The 17320-nt window shown below is 68.7% G+C and carries 12 protein-coding genes; 4 read left to right on the top strand and 8 right to left on the bottom strand.

Annotated elements, in window-relative coordinates:
- Nucleotides 1-22: 22 nt before the first annotated feature.
- Nucleotides 23-880 carry an ABC transporter permease gene (locus ACZ6MZ_RS19495; RefSeq protein WP_384191788.1) on the bottom strand — a complete coding sequence of 286 codons (858 nt, stop codon included), beginning with the start codon at nucleotides 878-880 and terminating at the stop codon, nucleotides 23-25.
- Nucleotides 877-3507, bottom strand: a complete 2631-nt coding sequence (locus tag ACZ6MZ_RS19490) for an alpha/beta fold hydrolase (protein ID WP_469353225.1) — start codon at nucleotides 3505-3507, stop codon at nucleotides 877-879. The genes ACZ6MZ_RS19495 and ACZ6MZ_RS19490 overlap by 4 nt, the downstream gene beginning before the upstream one ends.
- A 133-nt stretch (nucleotides 3508-3640) precedes the next feature.
- On the opposite strand from ACZ6MZ_RS19490, the gene ACZ6MZ_RS19485 reads away from it, so the two are divergent.
- Nucleotides 3641-4075 carry a GNAT family N-acetyltransferase gene (locus tag ACZ6MZ_RS19485; RefSeq protein WP_469353224.1) on the top strand — a complete coding sequence of 145 codons (435 nt, stop codon included), beginning with the start codon at nucleotides 3641-3643 and terminating at the stop codon, nucleotides 4073-4075.
- A gap of 623 nt (nucleotides 4076-4698) precedes the next feature.
- On the top strand, nucleotides 4699-5805 hold the full coding sequence (locus tag ACZ6MZ_RS19480; protein ID WP_469353223.1) for a hypothetical protein: 1107 nt from the start codon (nucleotides 4699-4701) through the stop codon (nucleotides 5803-5805).
- A gap of 402 nt (nucleotides 5806-6207) precedes the next feature.
- On the opposite strand, the gene ACZ6MZ_RS19475 is transcribed toward ACZ6MZ_RS19480, so the two are convergent.
- The gene (locus tag ACZ6MZ_RS19475) at nucleotides 6208-6915 is read right to left on the bottom strand and encodes a hypothetical protein (protein WP_469353222.1); all 708 of its coding nucleotides are present in this window, start codon (nucleotides 6913-6915) and stop codon (nucleotides 6208-6210) included.
- 842 nt (nucleotides 6916-7757) lie between these two features.
- Between ACZ6MZ_RS19475 and ACZ6MZ_RS19470 the strand changes: the two genes are divergently transcribed.
- Nucleotides 7758-8894, top strand: coding sequence for an IS256 family transposase (locus ACZ6MZ_RS19470; RefSeq protein WP_469353220.1), 1137 nt, complete (start codon nucleotides 7758-7760; stop codon nucleotides 8892-8894).
- A 50-nt stretch (nucleotides 8895-8944) separates the two neighbouring features.
- The gene (locus ACZ6MZ_RS19465) at nucleotides 8945-9175 is read left to right on the top strand and encodes a DNA-binding protein (RefSeq protein ID WP_469353218.1); all 231 of its coding nucleotides are present in this window, start codon (nucleotides 8945-8947) and stop codon (nucleotides 9173-9175) included.
- 921 nt (nucleotides 9176-10096) lie between these two features.
- Here the strand turns inward: ACZ6MZ_RS19465 and ACZ6MZ_RS19460 are convergent.
- The 5 genes from ACZ6MZ_RS19460 to iolB form a co-directional block, all read right to left on the bottom strand.
- Entirely contained in the window at nucleotides 10097-10699 is a 603-nt protein-coding gene (locus ACZ6MZ_RS19460; protein ID WP_469353216.1) for a DUF4291 domain-containing protein, read from the bottom strand.
- 42 nt (nucleotides 10700-10741) lie between these two features.
- Nucleotides 10742-12583 carry an asparagine synthase (glutamine-hydrolyzing) gene (asnB, locus tag ACZ6MZ_RS19455; RefSeq protein WP_469353215.1) on the bottom strand — a complete coding sequence of 614 codons (1842 nt, stop codon included), beginning with the start codon at nucleotides 12581-12583 and terminating at the stop codon, nucleotides 10742-10744.
- Nucleotides 12584-12993: 410 nt separating this feature from the next.
- The gene (mmsA, locus tag ACZ6MZ_RS19450; RefSeq protein WP_469353213.1) at nucleotides 12994-14493 is read right to left on the bottom strand and encodes a CoA-acylating methylmalonate-semialdehyde dehydrogenase; all 1500 of its coding nucleotides are present in this window, start codon (nucleotides 14491-14493) and stop codon (nucleotides 12994-12996) included.
- A gap of 11 nt (nucleotides 14494-14504) precedes the next feature.
- Nucleotides 14505-16382: a 3D-(3,5/4)-trihydroxycyclohexane-1,2-dione acylhydrolase (decyclizing) gene (gene iolD / locus ACZ6MZ_RS19445; RefSeq protein WP_469353211.1), complete on the bottom strand. Its 1878-nt coding sequence runs from the start codon at nucleotides 16380-16382 to the stop codon at nucleotides 14505-14507.
- Nucleotides 16379-17305 carry a 5-deoxy-glucuronate isomerase gene (iolB, locus tag ACZ6MZ_RS19440; RefSeq protein WP_469353210.1) on the bottom strand — a complete coding sequence of 309 codons (927 nt, stop codon included), beginning with the start codon at nucleotides 17303-17305 and terminating at the stop codon, nucleotides 16379-16381. The genes iolD and iolB overlap by 4 nt, the downstream gene beginning before the upstream one ends.
- Nucleotides 17306-17320 lie beyond the last annotated feature (15 nt).

Raw genomic sequence — 17320 nt, 5'->3', positions numbered from 1 at the left:
GGCGGATCTTCGCGGGCCCGCCCTACGAAACGATGTCCTTGCGGGAGAAGCCCCGGAAGGCCAGGGCGAACAGCACCACGGCATACGTCACCGAGACCGCCGCGCCCTTCACCATGCCACCCCACTCCAGCTGCGGCTGGAGCGCGTCCGCCCAGGCGAACTGCCAGTGCGCGGGCAGGAACTCCCGCCATGAGCCGAGCGCCGTCACGGCGTCCAGCACATTGCCGATGATCGTCAGTCCGACCGCGCCACCGACCGCGCCCAGCGGGGCGTCCGTCTTGGTCGACAACCAGAAAGCGAGGCCGGCCGTGACCAGTTGGGAGACAAAGATGAACGCGACGATCAGCGCGAGCCGCGGCACGGTGTCGGCGGCGGCCAGAGAGCCGCCCGTCGGTAGTTCGAGCGGTCCCCAGCCATAGGCCGCCGTGCCCGCCGTCAGCGCGACCAGCGGCAGCAGCACCATCGCCGCCGCGCTCATCCCGAGCGCCACCGCCAGCTTGCTCCAGAGCAGCCTGACCCGTGGCACGGGCGCGGCGAGAAGGTAGCGCAGCGAGGACCAGCTCGCCTCGGAGGCCACCGTGTCCCCGCAGAACAGCGCGACGGGCACCACCAGCAGGAAACCCGCCGAGACAAAGAGACAGGTGGCGGCGAAGTTGGCGCCGGAGGCGGTCGCGGTGTCCATGAGGCTCAGCCGGTCGTCCGGCTCACCCCCTGGCGTTCCACCGATCGCGAAGGCCACGATCAGCACGAAGGGCAGGATGCCCAGCACGGCGCCCATCGCCACCGTCCGCCTGCGCTTCAGCTGCCGCATCGCCTCGACCCGCAGGGGCAGGGTGTGCCGTGCCCGGTAGCCGGGCGCCGAATCGATCAGCGCGCTCATGCGGAGCCTCCTGAGATCAGAGTGAGGAACGCGTCCTCCAGGCGGCGGTGCGGTCCGACACCCGTCAGCGGAACGTCGAGCCGGACCAACTCGGTGATCAGGGTGCTGGTGCTCGCACCGTCGAGCTGGACGAGCAGTCCGTTGTCCGTACGGACGGCGGAACCGATCCCCGCCAGCGCGGCGATCTTCTCGACGACGGGCTCGGGCACCTCCTCGGCGCTGGTGATGAGCAGGGTGTCGCCCGAGCCGGTGATCTCCGCGACCGGTCCTGCCTGGACGAGCTGCCCGCGGTGCATGACCACCAGATGCGTACAGGACTGCTCGACCTCGGAGAGAAGATGGCTGGAGACGATGACGGTCCTGCCGCCGGCCGCGTACCTGATCATCACGTCCCGCATCTCGCGGATCTGTGGCGGGTCGAGGCCGTTCGTCGGTTCGTCGAGGATCAACAGATCCGGCATACCGAGCATGGCCTGGGCGATGGCGAGCCGCTGCCGCATGCCCTGCGAGTAGGTGCGTACGGCCCGCGCGAGCGCGTCACCGAGCCCGGCGATCTCCAAGGCCTCCTCGATATGGGAGTCCTCGGCGGGTCGGCCGGTGGCCTGCCAGTACAGCTCCAGGTTGGCGCGTCCCGACAGATGCGGCAGGAAGCCCGCTCCCTCGACGAACGAACCGACCCGGGAGAGCACCGGCGCGCCCGGCCGGATCGCGTGCCCGAAGACCCGGATCTCACCGGCGTCGGGGCTGATCAGCCCCATCAGCATGCGCAGGGTGGTGGTCTTGCCTGCGCCGTTCGGGCCGAGCAGACCGAGCACCTGCCCCTTCTCGACCCGGAAGGAGAGATCGCGGACGGCATAGCGGTCGGCGGACTTGCTGTAGCGCTTCGACAGATCGGTGATCTGCAGCGGTACGTCGGCGAGCGCGGGGTCCGGGGCCGGTGCGATGGTGCGGCGCCGGGCGGTGAGCAGCAGCGCGGCCGCGATCAGCACGCCGGCGGCCGGAAGCCCCCAGGTCCACCAGGGCAGCCCGGTGGTCCCGGCGGTGAGCACGGGCACGGTGGGTACGGTCAGCGCGCCGTCCACGGCGACCCGGTAGGTGGCCGGGGCGAGCGGCGACGCGTAGGCGAGATCGGTGGCGGCGAGGACGACCCGGAGCCGGTGCCCGGCCTCCACCTGATGGTCCACGGCGGGCATGGTCAGCTCGACGGTCCTGCCCTGCCGTGCGTCCTCGACCCGGACGGGCGCGACAAGCTGGGAGGGCAGCACCTGCTGGCGGCCATCGGGGCCGACGTCGTACACCTTGCCGAAGAGCACCGCGTCACCGCTGCTGGACGTGACCGTGACCCGGACGGTCGGCGAGCCGGTGATCCGCAGCGACCGGTCGAGCGGCCGGGAGTCGAAGCGCGCGTTCTGCCCCGGGAAGTCGAGGGAGAGTCCGACGCCGAGCGTCGACAGCTGGGAGAGCCCGCCGCCGAGGCCGGGTACGGCGGAGATCCCGGGCGGGCTGGCACCCGCGGGGTTGCCGAAGGTCTGCGTGCCGCCGCTGAGCGGGACGGTGGTGGAGCCGCTCTCCAGCCCCGGGTAGCGGTCGCTGCTCGCGCCGCGCAGCAGGGGCCGGCCGTCGGTGGAGTCCACGCCTCCGGTCCGGCTGACGCGGAACGCCGGACCGGTGTCCGCGCCCTTGTCGTCCTTGAGATAGCGGTCGAACCAGGACGAGATCCTGCTCTCGACCCGGCCGGTCTCCTGGTTTCCGCCGTCGTGCCCGCCGGCCATCCAGTCGACGTCGACGGGTGCGCCGTTGCCGCTGATCGCCTTCGCCATGGCGTCGGCCTGGCCGAGCGGGAAGAGCGAGTCGGACTGGCCCTGGACGATCAGCGCCGGCACATCGATCCGGTCGCCGACGGCGGCGGGACTGCGCTGTTCCAGTAGCTCACGGGCTGCCGCGTCGGGTTTCCCGGCGACGGCAACCCGCTGGTACATCTCGCACAGCTGCTTCTCGAAGGTCGTGCAGCCACCACCGGTGGAGAAGAAGATCCCGGCCCAGAGCTTCTTGAAGACTCCGTTGGGAAAGAGCGCGTCGGCGAGGTTCCAGTACGTGATCTGAGGGGCGATGGCGTCGACCCGCTTGTCGTATCCGGCGGCGAGCAGCGAGACGGCCCCGCCGTACGAGGCGCCGGTGACGCCCACGCGCGGATCGCCGTCCGCGTCGAGCCGTACCTCGGGCCGCTTCGCCAGCCAGTCGATGATCCGGGACACGTCCTTGACCTCGTGATCCGGGTCGTTCAGCCCGATCTCACCGGTGGACTTCCCGAAGCCGCGCGCCGACCAGGTCAGCACCGCGTATCCGTCGCGCGCGAGCTTCTCGGCCTGGGCCCGTACATCGTTCTTACTGCCGCCGAAGCCGTGCCCGATCAGCACGGCGGGCCTGCGTCCGCTGCCCGCGGTGAAGTACGAGGTGTCGATCCGGGCGCCCGGCATCTCCAGCACCTGGTCCTCGCGGTGCACGGTGGGCGCGCCGTCCGAGGCGACGGCGGTCCATGTACCGGCTCCTACGAGCACCAGCGCCGCGGCCGCGCCCGCGAGCCATCGCGCGCGCGGCCGCAACCGGCGGGGGGTTCGGGTCTCCATGATTGAACCCTAAACGGCCCCGGAACCCGGCAGCGCTGACACCGGTCGGAACTCGGGGGCCTCCTCGAGTAGTACGGGGTAGCGTCGCCGTACACCAGACGCGGTACGCACGCCCTGCTCAGGAGGCACCCCCATGGAGATCCGCCGGGCGACGACCGTCGCCGAACTGACCGCCGCGGAGCACCTCTACGACGGCCCGGCCCGCCCCGAATGGGCGGAGCGCTTCCTCGCCGCTCCCGGCCACCTGATGCTGATCGCCTACCTCGACGGCGCCCCCGCCGGAATGATCTCCGGCATCGAGATGCTCCACCCCGACAAGGGCACCGAAATGTGCCTGTACGAGCTCTCGGTGCACGAGCCACACCGCCGACGCGGCATCGGCCGCGCACTGACCGACGCACTGGCGACGGTCGCACGCGAGCGCGGCTGCTACGACATGTGGGTCGGCGTAGACACGGACAACGCCCCGGCCCTGTCCACCTACCGCGCGGCCGGAGCCCTGAACGACGGCGAATTCACCACGCTGACCTGGAACTTCACCACCCCAGCCACCCCCGCCCTCGCATAACGAGCCGGCTTCAGTTGTGAGGCGGTGGCCATAGCGGCCGCATCTGGCACGTTTGGGCGGGCGTTGGCGGCTGGTGCGAGGGTGTTGTCAGTGGCGGATGTTAGCTTCCGGACCAGGTATGAGCCGGTTCGTCGTTCTCGCTGAGAACGCGGCGGCCAAGGGGGGTGGCCGGATAGGGATCCCCGGATCTGTGTGGTCCCGGGACACCGAATGGCTCCGCACCCACCCCCTCTCCACCTTCCGATCCGTAGCTCTACACAGATCGGTCATTGAAGGTCATTCAGGCTGCCGGGAAGCTCATGAGGGCCGGTGCTAGGCGCTGCCGACTGCTGAGGTTGCTGTTGGAGGACGATGCCGAGCTCATCGGTGCCGAGGTCACCTGGCTATGTTCAGGAGAATGGTCAGCAGATGTTCGCCACTTCGAGAGGCGCCGCAGCACGCCGAGAATTCGAACACTGAGTAAACCGCTTGCCGCCGTCAGAGACGGCGGCGGCTGGCGCTCGCCCGCGCTGCGTTGACGCTCCACGACGATGGCAGGTCCCGTTCCCACACGGACGAGAAAACACGTTGGCCGACGGCCCCCGAGCTGCGACGATGCAGCTGTTTCCCATGCGGAGGGGCCTTTGTTCGTTTTCGTTTGCGCGAGGTGCAATGCCGAGCTGACCGTCCCCTTGTCCCAGGTCTCCCTTCCGGCCCACGCCCGTCAGACTTACGGGAACGGCGTCCAGCTTCCGGTGCTCATGGAGTCAGAGACGTTTGCCGTGGACCCGGACCCCTGGGGAGGGCCGTGGCGGATGTGGGACGAGATCGATCCGGGCGAGGCGGAGGCACGCGGCATCTACGCGCCGGTCTACGCCCTGTCCGACAGCCCGCCCGGGGCGATCGTCATCGCGCCCGGTGATATCCGCGGAACCAGGCTGATCCCCGAGAAGCGAGGCGATGCCTGCTGTGGCCTCGACGGGGCCGACGGGCCCAACATGGCCTGCGAAGCGTGCGACCTGCCCGTAGCCACCAGGGTCGACGACTGCTCGCTCTGGCAGGCAGTGCGGCTCAGCTCAGACGCCGTGCGCCGCGTCCTCGTCGACGATGTCTACGCTGCGCCGCTCTCCTGGGCGGAGCTGGCAGAGAAGGGGGAGAGCACGCCCCCGTTCGAGCCGATCGCCACGTGGGGAGGACGGTTTGGGTCGAGCCACTACTGGTCGTGGAGTCCGCAATGGGAGGCGGCAGCGGGCCAGGCGCTCGCCCACCTGCTGGTGGCCTCCAATGGGCAGCCGGTGAAGGTCCCCGACGGTCTGACCGCGGATGTGTTCCAACGTGCGCTCGACGCCCTGCTGCCCGCGGGCAGGCCAACGCGGCGCGCCGTCCTGGCTGGACCGGGACGGCCCTCCCCCGATGCGAACGTCGACATCCTCCTCGTACCGGTCCATCCCCAGACGGGTCAGACCTGGGCCCCCGCCGGCCCGGCTGCGTCGGCATACCTGGTGCCCCTGCCGCTGGGGGTGTGGCTGTGGCTGGTCTCTCCCTCGCCGTACTTGCCGCTTCCCGCGTCGGGCGGCCTACCCCAGGACGTCCTCCGCGACGACCCGCTCCCGCCGCGCCCCAACTACCTGTTCCGGGCCGACCGGGGAACGTTCCAGCACACCCTGGTCCGGCTACCAGCCGTGCGCAGCCCGTGGCTCCGCACGATCCTCGAGAACCTCACGCACGACAGGTCGGCCGGCCCCTTCTAGCCGTCCGGCAATCGAACAGCGCCAGACTCTCGTGCCTCCCGAAGTGGCGAACATCTGCTGTCCATTCTCGTGAACATAGCCAGTCACCGTACTGCGAGCACCTGATGGCTCCGTCCAATCCCCGCGCGCTCACGTAGTCGCCGAACTGGTCAGTCAGCTTCGAGGGGACCTACCCCACGAGACGCAGCGCGCTCAAGGTGACCTGGAGGCCCTGACGGGCCTCGATGGCAACGCAGGCGAGGTTTCCAGATGCTGAGAAGTAGGTCGCCAGCGCTTGACCATGGCCGCTGAAAGATGGAACACCGCCCACTTGCCAATCACTTCCGCGCTGGGAAGATCACCGTCCAGCGCGGCAACCACTTGGTCTCCGTGCTTGGCTGCTGGCGACCATGTCGACAGGAATCAGCTGCCGTCGGCTGGGTCTTGCCAGTGCCAGGGCACATTTGGTGGCAGCCAGGCGGTGCTGTCGTTTCGCTCAAGTGCAGGAGGTTCGCAGCCATCCGGCATGGGGCTGGCATCGATCACGGCTTCCAGACTGAGTTGGACGTAGCGCAGGTACCCGCTTACGTCCCGAATCTGACGCTCCCGGTTCTGCTGACCGATGCTCCGCCACGCGACGTCGTAACACAGTCGCACCAGAATCCTGAAGCGCGCACGGACTCGATCGTCCGCTATGGAGAGAAGGTCTGTTTGCATGCCATGGCGGATCGACTCGAGTGCCGACGCGCAACGCTCGCGGGCCTGCACGCTCAAGCGAGGCTCGTCCAACGCCACATCCGGCAATGAGGGAAGCCATGCGTAAAGCGTTGCGAGGTGCTCTAAGAGTCGTTGGGCAGCCTCGGCGGAGCGCTGTCGGGTCCACTGATTACGTGCGAGCGCCACGTTGGCAGCCTCTTGTGAGGCAGCAAGTTGGGATTGAGCCTCGATCGTCCTTGTCGTTTGCCAGCGCGCCACGTGCACAGTGATGGCCCCGCCGGCCAATGTCCCCACCAGCGCGCTAGCTGCTTGGCTCGCCAGATCTCCCCAGCTGCTCATGCACTGATCCTGGCGCGCAACACCAAAATAAAACCCGGTACGAAAACTGGCCGAGAATTGATCAATCACCACCATCCCACCAGGAGAGCCCTGAGCTTGGGAAGCACCGCGCTTCCACAACCCAACCAGGCCTCTGAGCGGGTTCAATGGGCACTGGAGCACTGCCTGGAGGCGTCGCCCCGGACTCACCATTGACCGTGGCACGGCAGCCTGCCGACCTATAGCACTAGCTGGTATGGGGCGGCGAAGCTGACCTCTCCCCGCATCATCTTGGGTCCGAGCATCCGACCGATGGCGATCCAGTTGCCGAACTGGACAAGATCATCCATGACCTCGCCGGTTGCGGGACGGCCACTGCGCCACCGCTGGATGAGGGTGCGTGGTCGCGTCTGCGTGACAATCCCACAACCGCCGCGCAAGTAAGCGGCCCCTGACCAGGCAAATCGGCGGGGGTCGTTCTCATCTGCGCTGTCCGCCAATCACCGTGGTTTCCCGCTAGTTGCCCGCCGATCGCACATCAGGGGCACGCACTTCCGACCCGTAGTCGCAGCGGGAACTCACAGCGCTGTGAGAGTTTCGGCCAACTGAGCATGCAGCGGACGCGCATAAGGCACGCTTATGTTCGGTTGCTGGCTCTCTTTGCAGGCGGATTCCTTCGGTGAAGCTACAAGAGATTGTCCCCATATTCGTAGCGTTCATCACGCTGGCTGGAGTCCTTGCCCAGCTGAGGCGTAGACGCCCCAAAATGAGGGAGAGCGTAAGGCAAGACGCGTAACTGCTTGCGAGCAATGCTCAAGACCTGTGGATCGGCCTCGGGAGGGGTGCCTCGCGGAACGTGGAGGGCGTACCTTCCCGAGTGATCGATTGATGGTCACCGAGTAGACCCGCGTTGCACCGCGGGTCGGCAAGGCATGCCCGTGCTCAGCGTAGTCAACGACGAGGGAACCACCGAGACCGGATCCCTGATGGACGACATTGTCCGTGAGGGTGCCCGGCGGATGCTCGCCGCGGCCCTGGAGGCCGAAGTCAACCAGTACATAGCCGAGTTGGCCGGTGGGCGGGACGAGGCCGGTCGCCGTCTGGTGGTCCGTAACCGTCATCATCCCGAACGGAAGGTGACCACCGCTGCCGGGTCGGTCGCGGTGAAGGTGCCTCGCGTGAATGACAAGCGTGTCGACGTGGAGACGGGTGAGCGCAAGCGGTTCTCGTCGAAGATCCTTGCGCCGTGGTGCCGGAAGTCTCCGAAGGTCAACGAGGTCCTGCCCCTGCTCTACCTTCACGGACTGTCCTCCGGGGATTTCGTGCCCGCGATGGAGCAGTTCCTGGGCTCCTCGACCGGCCTCACGCCGGCGACGGTGACCCGGCTGACGAAGCAGTGGGTCGAGGACCACACCGCCTTCCAGGCCCGCGACCTGTCGGATTCCGACTACGTCTACGTGTGGGCCGACGGCGTTCACCCCAAGGTCCGCCTCGGCCAGGCCCACTCCTGCGTCCTGGTCCTGATGAGCGTGCGCCCCAACGGCCGCAAGGAACTCGTCGCGCTGGCCGAGGGGCTGCGTGAATCGACCGAGTCGTGGGCGGATCTGCTGCGCGACTGCCGCCGACGCGGCATGCGCGATCCCGAACTCGTCGTCGGGGATGGTGCTATGGGCCCATGGCGGGCGCTGGCGGAGGTATTTCCGCAGGCCAGGCACCAGAGGTGCTGGGTTCACAAGGTCCGCAATGTCATGAACGCGCTGCCGAAGTCGGCCAAGAAGGTCACCGACGAGACCGACGAGCTCCTCGCGTTCTACGACTTCCCCGCCGAGCATTGGGTGCACCTGCGCACGACAAACCCCATCGAAAGCACTTTCAGCACCGTGAAGCTGCGGACCAAGGTCACCCGCGGGGCCGGCAGCCCGGTCGCGGCCCTGGCGATGGTGTTCAAGTTCGTCGAGTCCGCCCAGGCCCGCTGGCGCGCGATCACCGCACCTCACCTCGTTGCCCTCGTCCGCAACGGCGCCCGCTTCAAGAACGGTCACCTCGTCGAACGCTCCGAAGCGGGGGCCGCCTGATGACACCGCCAGACGAGCACCGCTACCCCAAACTCCTGCGGGTTCCCCAGGTGGCAGACGATGTCTGGCTGTCCCAGCCCGAGGCCGCCCGCCAACTGGGCATCGCTCTCTTTCGCATCGGCGCACTCATCGCCTGCGGCCACCTGACGCCCGCGGAGAACTCGGCCGGGAGGGCGGGCGTCACGATCACAAGCGTGCAGGCAGAGAAGACCTGGCGCGACAGCGCCACATACCGCGCAAAAGCCCTTCGCCTTCTCAAGCACACGATCGGCTTCTTCTAACTAACCAGTCCACAGGTCTTGACGATTGCTCACTGCTTGCCCTTCTTCCTGAAGAGGGAAAAGAAGGCGGCTCCTCCAGGGGCACATCGACAGCGCGATCCGGGTAATGGTCCAGGCCGAGGATCACAAGACCACTAACTCCGGTGGAGCCATTGGGAGTGCGTTTCTGGCCACGATCGGTACCGGGGCTTTGGTTGCCCTGTACCTCTGGACACCCTTCGATGCTTGGTGGTGGTGGGTGATCGTTTGGCAGTCCGGTGGGGCTGTCATCTTTGTCGTCGTAGAGTGCGTTGGCGATTTGACCCCGAAGTACCGTGACGTCAGGGGTCGCCGCTAGTAACTCTGGGACTGTGAGCAACAACCACTCACCCCAGCTCCCATCCCGTCTGCCGTCGACCCACACACCGTGGAGCAGGCGTGGTCCATGTCGTCCAGATAGAGCGCACCACTGTACAAACGGCCTGGACGCCAGGGGCCGCGTTTGCTCGGCTCTGCCTGGGTCGAGGGCGGACGGGATGGGAGCTCCCGCGCACGCCCCAACATGCCCGCAGTCGGGAACGGCGCCCCTCCATCCCAGTGCCGACCAATCCCCCGCCGGAGGCATTGCCTTGACCCGCTCGCGCTCGACGGTGATCGACTCACACCGACCGGCGCTTCCCGCATATGGGCGCGCGTCGGCACAGCGCGGGCGGAGCGGGGCGCAGCCAGTACGCGGGTCGGAGAGCAGCCTGTCGACTGTGAACAGTGCTGCGCCTTGGGCGAGTCGGTAGCCAGGCGGGGCCTCGGCCTGGCTCCGCTCATGGTGGCCGGTACGGAGGGTTTGGCGCTGCGAGTGACGGTCCGCGATACGCAGGAAGAACCGGTCATCGTGGTTCTCAAGACGTGCGGTTGACGCATGCCATGCTCCGTGATGCGTTGGCTTTATGGGCCTGCGGGTCGTAGGTGGGCGAGCAGGGGGTCTTCCGGCGGGTAGGGGGGTTCTTCTGGGAGTAGTTGGGTGGCGGTGGTTAGGTCGCCCTGACGCACCAGGGCGTGGATTCGGTGCGCTAGGGGCGTTACGTCGGTGACGGAGACTGTCCACTCGTCCGCGTACTGCCGCGACGCCTCTCCTGAAAGGCCGAGCTGGAGGGAGCGGTAGGGCAGCGGCCTCAGGTGCAAGTCCCGCTCCGGATCCCACTGGACCCGGGTCGGGGACCGTTTCAGCTCGCGTTTCCAGGAGGGCTGGTCGGGGTGTAGGGCACGGTCGTAGTGCGACAAACAGGCGTTCCGCAGCGCCCAGTCAAAGCCGTGCCTGGTGATCTCCACGGCAAGGATGGTCTCCTGCCCTTCCTTGCCGGCCCAGCCGGAGCGGTACATCATCCAGCGGAACGATGGCTTGATCCAGGTCATCCGGTCGCGTTTCCAGGTGGAGGGGAAGCGGCCGTCGCGGGCTGTGGGGAGGCCTATGGGTGGGGGGTAGGCCTGGTAGACGGTGATCGTGGTCGGTGTGTGCAGGGCGCGGATGCGGTGCTTCGGTTCTGGCATGGGACCAGGGTGGTGTGGCTCGTGGCGGCCGGCCACCGGTTATCAGGGAAGTGTGATCTCCGGGTTGTAGAGGTCGAGCCAGAGCGCGAGGTCCAGGGTGCGTTCCAGGCCGCGGCGTGAGGCCATGGTGATCTGCGGGGTGTCGTGCTCCGCCGCGCGGCGGACCGTGGCCGGGTCGACCAGGTCGAAGACGCGGTGGGCGGGGTCGGCGAGCAGGTCCTTGGCCTGTTCCTGGAGGGCGATGGCGTACTTGGGGTCCTGGGTGGAGGGGTAGGGGCTCTTCACCCGGTCGTAGACGGACTTCGGGAGCACGTCGGCCGTCGCCTCCCTCAGCAGGCTCTTCTCCCTGCCGTCGAAGGACTTCAGGGACCAGGGGGTGTTGTAGACGTACTCGACGAGCCGGTGGTCGCAGAAGGGCACCCGGACCTCCAGGCCGACCGCCATGCTCGTGCGGTCCTTGCGGTCGAGCAGCAGCCGGACGAAGCGGGTCAGGTGCAGGTAGCAGATCCTGCGCATCCGGTACTCGAAGTCGCTTTCGCCAGGGAGGCGTTCGATGTCGGCCACGGCCGTGGCGTAGCTGTCCTGGAGGAATCCGGGGATGTTCAGGGCCGTGTGCACCTCGGGCCGCAGCACATCGGCGTCGTCGCCGAAGTGCCGGGCGAACTGCACCAGCCAGGGGAACATGTCGGACCGCCTGGCCTCCTCGTCGAAGAACTGGAGGTAGCCGCCGAAGACCTCGTCGGCCGACTCGCCGGAGAGCGCGACGGTCGAGTGGTCCCGGATGGACTTGAAGAGCAGATACAGCGAGGCGTCCATGTCGCCGAGACCCATGGGCAGGTCACGGGCCCTGATCACCCGGGCCCGCACCGCGGGGTCGGCGAGTGCGTGGGTGTCGAGCACGATGTCCTGGTGGACGGTGCCCGAGGCGCGCGCGACGTCGTGCACGAAGGGGGTGTCCGGGGTGGCGCGGAGTTCGTCGGCGACGAAGTTCTCCGTCTGGCCGACGAAGTCGACGGCGAAGCTGCGGACCTTCTCGCCGGACTCGGCCAGCTGCTGGGCGGCCAGCGCGGTCATGGCGGAGGAGTCGAGGCCCCCGGAGAGCAGGGTGCAGAGCGGCACGTCAGAGATGAGCTGGCGCCGGACGATGTCGTCGAGGAGCGTGCGCACCTTCGCCACGGAGGTCGCCTGGTTGTCGGTGTGGGGCCGCGTCTTCAGGGACCAGTAGACGTGCCGGCGCAGACCGCTCCGGTCCACGGTCACGACGGTGCCGGGCTCGACCTCGTGCATGCCGTCCCATACCGCGTGGCCGGGCGTTTTGACGAAGGCGAACAGTTCGCGCAGCCCGTCGAGACCGACGCGGGCACGGGCGAGCGGGTTGGCGAGGATCGCCTTGGGCTCGGAACCGAACAGCACCCCGTCGGGGGTCGGGTAGTAGTAGAAGGGCTTGATGCCCATCCGGTCGCGGATCATCACGAGCTTCTGGTGCCGGCCGTCCCAGAGAGCGAAGGCGTACATCCCGTTGAGGCGTTCCGCCACGGCCTCGCCCCACTCCAGATATCCGCGCAGGACGACTTCCGTGTCGGATTCGGTGGTGAACCGGTGGCCGCGGCCGGTCAGCTCCCGGCGCAGCTCGGTGAAGTTGTAGGTCTCGCCCGAGTAGACGAGTGCGAGGGGGCCCTGCGGTGTCTCGACAGTCATCGGCTGCCGCCCGCCGGGCAGGTCGATGATCGCCAGTCGGCGGTGTCCGAGGCCCGCGGGGCCGCTGATCCAGGTGCCTCGGTCGTCGGGGCCCCGGCAGGCCATCGTCTCCGTCATCGCATCCAATGTCGTGGACGCGTCCCGCAGATCACGGTCGAAGGAGACCCAGCCGGTGATTCCACACATGTGTGTCCTCCTGCTTCCGATCGGTCCGGTGCGCAGGTCAGAGTGGAGATGACCAGAGAGTCCACAGCACGACAGCAGGCCGGGCCGGATCAGTTGTATCCAGCACCTATATTACGAGCGTGTGTCATACGACTCGCTCGGTCAACGCTGCCGTCACACCGCCGGTCGCCCGACCCCGGTGAATTCAGCCGTCCGCCGTACGCGATGGCCGCCCACGACCGGCCCCGGTCCCGGGCGCCCCAAGGCCGGTGGATCCGTTGGACACGGCCGGGCGTCACGATCAGGCCATGGGCAAAGACTTCCCCAATCCGCACCGGGCCGGAACAGGCCGTGGCCCGTACGGACGCGGGACGCCGTACGGGCCACGGTCGGCCGGGGGCCGGAGAGGGGTTAGTGGATCCGTAGAGGGGTCAGTGGTTACGGGGGAACCCGAGGTCCACGCCCGCCGGGGCGTCCGACGGGTCCGGCCAGCGGGTGGTGACCACCTTGCCGCGCGTGTAGAAGTGCACGCCGTCGTTGCCGTAGATGTGGTGGTCGCCGAAGAGCGAGTCCTTCCAGCCGCCGAAGGAGTGGTAGCCCACCGGCACCGGGATCGGCACGTTCACCCCGACCATGCCGGCCTCGATCTCCAGCTGGAAGCGGCGGGCGGCGCCGCCGTCGCGGGTGAAGATGGCCGTGCCGTTGCCGTACGGCGAGGCGTTGATCAGGTCGACGCCCTCCTCGTACGTCTCCGTACGCAGCACGCACAGCACCGGGCCGAAGATCTCGTCCCGGTACGCGTCGGAGTCGGTGGAGACCTTGTCGAGGAGGGACAGGCCGATCCAGTGCCCGTCCTCGAAGCCGTCGACGCTGTAGCCCGTGCCGTCCAGGACGACCTCGGCGCCCTGGGCCGCCGCGCCCGTGACATACGTGGCGACCTTGTCGCGGTGGGCCTTGGTGATCAGCGGGCCCATCTCGGAGGCCGGGTCCTGGCCGGGGCCGATCTTGATCTTCTCGGCGCGCTCGCGGATCTTGGCGACCAGCTCGTCGCCGATCGCGCCCACCGCCACGACCGCCGAGATCGCCATGCAGCGCTCACCGGCGGAGCCGTACGCCGCCGAGACCGCCGCGTCCGCGGCGGCGTCGAGGTCGGCGTCCGGCAGGACGAGCATGTGGTTCTTGGCGCCGCCGAGCGCCTGGACACGCTTGCCGTTGGCGGAGGCCGTCGTGTGGATGTAGCGGGCGATCGGGGTGGAGCCGACGAAGGAGACCGCCGCCACGTCCGGGTGCGCGAGGAGGGCGTCCACCGCGACCTTGTCGCCGTGCACGACGTTCAGCACGCCGTCGGGCAGGCCGGCCTCGGCGGCCAGCTCGGCCAGGAGATTCGCGGCCGACGGGTCCTTCTCGCTGGGCTTGAGTACGAAGGTGTTGCCGCAGGCCACCGCCAGCGGGAACATCCACATCGGCACCATCGCCGGGAAGTTGAAGGGCGTGATGCCCGCGACGACCCCCAGCGACTGGCGGATCGCGGCCACATCCACCCGCTGGGAGACCTGGGTGGACAGCTCGCCCTTGAGCTGTGTGGTGATCCCGCAGGCCAGCTCGACGATCTCCAGCCCGCGCGCGACCTCGCCGAGCGCGTCCGTGTGCACCTTGCCGTGCTCGGCGGTGATCAGCGCGGCGATGTCGTCACGGCGCGCGTCGAGCAGCGCCCGGTAGCGGAAGAGGATGCCGGTGCGCTGGGCGAGGGACGAGGTGCCCCACGTGGCGTACGCGGCCTTCGCGGCGGCGACCGCCGTGTCCACCTCTTCGGCGGAGGCCAGCGCGACCTGCGTGGTGACGGCGCCGGTCGCGGGGTCCGTGACCGGTCCCCAGTTGCCCGACGCGCCCTCGACGGTCTTGCCACCGATCCAGTGGTTGACGGTCTTCATTGCGTGCTCCTTCACAGATGGCGGCGGCGGGCTGCTGCGTGGCGGTCGTACTCCTCGCGTGCCGTGACCGCGGACGCACGGGTCGCGGTCTCCGCCACGGGCACATCCCACCATGCCTGGGCCGGGGGCACGCCGGACACAGTGTCTGCCGTTCCGGTCTCCACGTAGACACATGTGGGGGTGTCGGCGGCGCGCGCCTCGGCCAGGGCTTCGTGCAGGTCACGAATGGTCTTGGGGCGGATCACCCGCAGACCGAGCGAGGCCGCGTTGGCGGCGAGGTCGACCGGCAGCGGGGCTCCGGTGTACGTGCCGTCGGCGGCCCGGAAGCGGTAGGCCGTACCGAACCGCTCCGCGCCGACCGACTCGGAGAGTCCGCCGATGGAGGCATAGCCGTGGTTCTGGAGGATCACGACCTTGAGGGGCAGCCGCTCCTGGACCGCCGTGACGATTTCGGTGGGGTTCATCAGATACGTACCGTCGCCGACGAGCGCCCAGACGGGTTGTCCGGGGGCCGCGAGCATGACACCGATGGCGGCGGGGATCTCGTAGCCCATGCAGGAGTAGCCGTACTCGACGTGGTACTGGTGGCGCGAGCGGGCCCGCCACAGCTTGTGCAGATCGCCGGGGAGCGAGCCGGCCGCGTTGATGACGATGTCCTCGTCGGTGACGAGCGCGTCGAGCACGCCGAGGACCTGCGCCTGGGTGGGCCGTACGAGATCGTCGTCGTCACCCGTGAACGCGGCGTCGACGCGGTACTCCCAGCGCTCCTTGTCCTCGCCGTACTCGGCCGCGTAGGCGGGCTCGACCCGATGGCCGTCGAGCCCCGCGGTGAGTCCTTTCAACGCGGTACGGGCGTCCGCCACCAGCGGGCGGGCCGCGAGCTTGTGGGCGTCGAAGCCGGTGACATTGAGATTGAGGAAGCGGACGGCCGGATTGGAGAAGAGCGTGGCGGACGCGGTGGAGAAGTCCGACCAGCGGGTGCCGACGCCGATGACCAGATCGGCGGTCCTGGCCAGTTCATCGGCGGTGGCGGTGCCGGTATGGCCGATGCCGCCGACATCGCACGGGTGGTCGTACCGCAGCGAGCCCTTGCCGGCCTGCGTGGAGGCGACCGGGATGCCGGTGGCGTCCGCGAGCGCGGCGAGCGCCTCCTCGGCCGCGCTGTGGTGGACACCGCCGCCCGCCACGATCAGGGGGCGGCGGGCTTCCCGCACCAGCCGGACCGCCTCGGTGAGTTCATCCGGATCCGGCGCCTGACGGCGGACACGCCAGACGCGCTCGGCGAAGAACTCCTCCGGCCAGTCGTACGCCTCCGCCTGCACATCCTGCGGCAGCGCGAGGGTGACGGCTCCGGTCTCGGCCGGGTCGGTGAGCACCCGCATCGCGGCGAGCGCGGCCGGAATCAGCGCCTCGGGGCGGGTGACGCGGTCGAAGTACTTCGAGACGGGCCGCAGGGCGTCGTTGACGGAGACATCGCCCGCGGAGGGGACTTCGAGTTGTTGGAGGACGGGGTCGGCGGGACGGGTGGCGAAGGTGTCCCCGGGCAGCAGCAGTACGGGCAGGCGGTTGATGGTGGCGAGAGCCGCGCCGGTGACGAGATTGGTGGCGCCGGGGCCGATGGAGCTGGTCACGGCGTGGGCGGAGAGGCGGTTGCTCTGGCGGGCGTAGCCGACGGCGGCATGCACCATGGCTTGTTCGTTGCGTCCCTGCAAGTACCTCATCTCGCCGCCGGACTCGACAAGGGCCTGGCCGATGCCCGCCACATTGCCATGGCCGAAGATGCCCCAGGTGGCGTCGATCAGCCGCTGCCTGCGGCCGTCCCGCTCGGTGTACTGCCGGGACAGGAAGGTGATCAGTGCCTGGGCGACGGTGAGGCGGCGCGTGGTCATCGGGGGCCCTCCTCGGTTCCGGACCGGGTTCCGTACAGCGGCAGTCGGGGGTCGACGGCGAGCGCCGGCCAGGTGTCCCGGATCCAGCCGTGGTCGGGGTGGTCGCGGATCAGCCACTCCCGGGACTCACCGGGTCCTGCCATCACATTGAGGTAGTACATGTCGCGTCCGGGCGCGGCGATGGACGGGCCGTGCCAGCCGTCGGGGATCAGGACGGTGTCGCCGGTACGGACCTCGGCGAGGACGTCCGTACCGCCGGGGCGGGAGGGCGAGACCCGGTGGTAGCCGAGGCCGTCGCCGTCGATCTCGAAGTAGTAGATCTCTTCGAGCTCGGACTCGACGCCCGGATGGTGCTCGTCGTGTTTGTGCGGGGGGTACGACGACCAGTTGCCGCCGGGGGTGAGCACTTCGACCGCGATGAGCCGGTCGCACTCGAAGACGCCGGCCGCGGCGAAGTTGTTGACCTGGCGGGAGCAGTTGCCCGCGCCGCGCAGCTCGACCGGAACCTCCGGCGCGGGGCCGTAGCGAGCGGGGAGTCGTCGCTCGCACTTCGCTCCTGCCAGGGCGAAGCGGCCTCCCGCACCGGAGGCGATCTGTGCATGGGCGTCGCGCGGTAGGTACGCGAAGTCGGTGACCCCGCTGAACACGCTTTCCCTGCCCAGCAGTTCGAAAAACTCGCCGTGCGTGTGCACCGTACAACCGCCGGTGAGCGGGAGCACGATCCACTCACTGTCCCCGGTGGCCAGCGTGTGCGAGCCGCCGGGTGGGAGCTCCAGGACGCGCAGAGCGGAATGGGACCAGCCGGCCCGCCGGGGGTCGATGTCGAGGGCGTACGGTCCGGCCGCGGCGCTGCCCGCGGGCACATGACGCTCGTACGGCTCGTCCGGGCCGTAGGGCTCACGCGGCTCACTATCGATTGTCATGAAATCTCCCTACCC

The sequence above is a fragment of the Streptomyces sp. NPDC042201 genome, assembly GCF_055582185.1.
The sequence above is the reverse complement of the archived record's forward strand: the minus strand, read 5'-3'. Positions and strand labels throughout refer to the sequence as shown.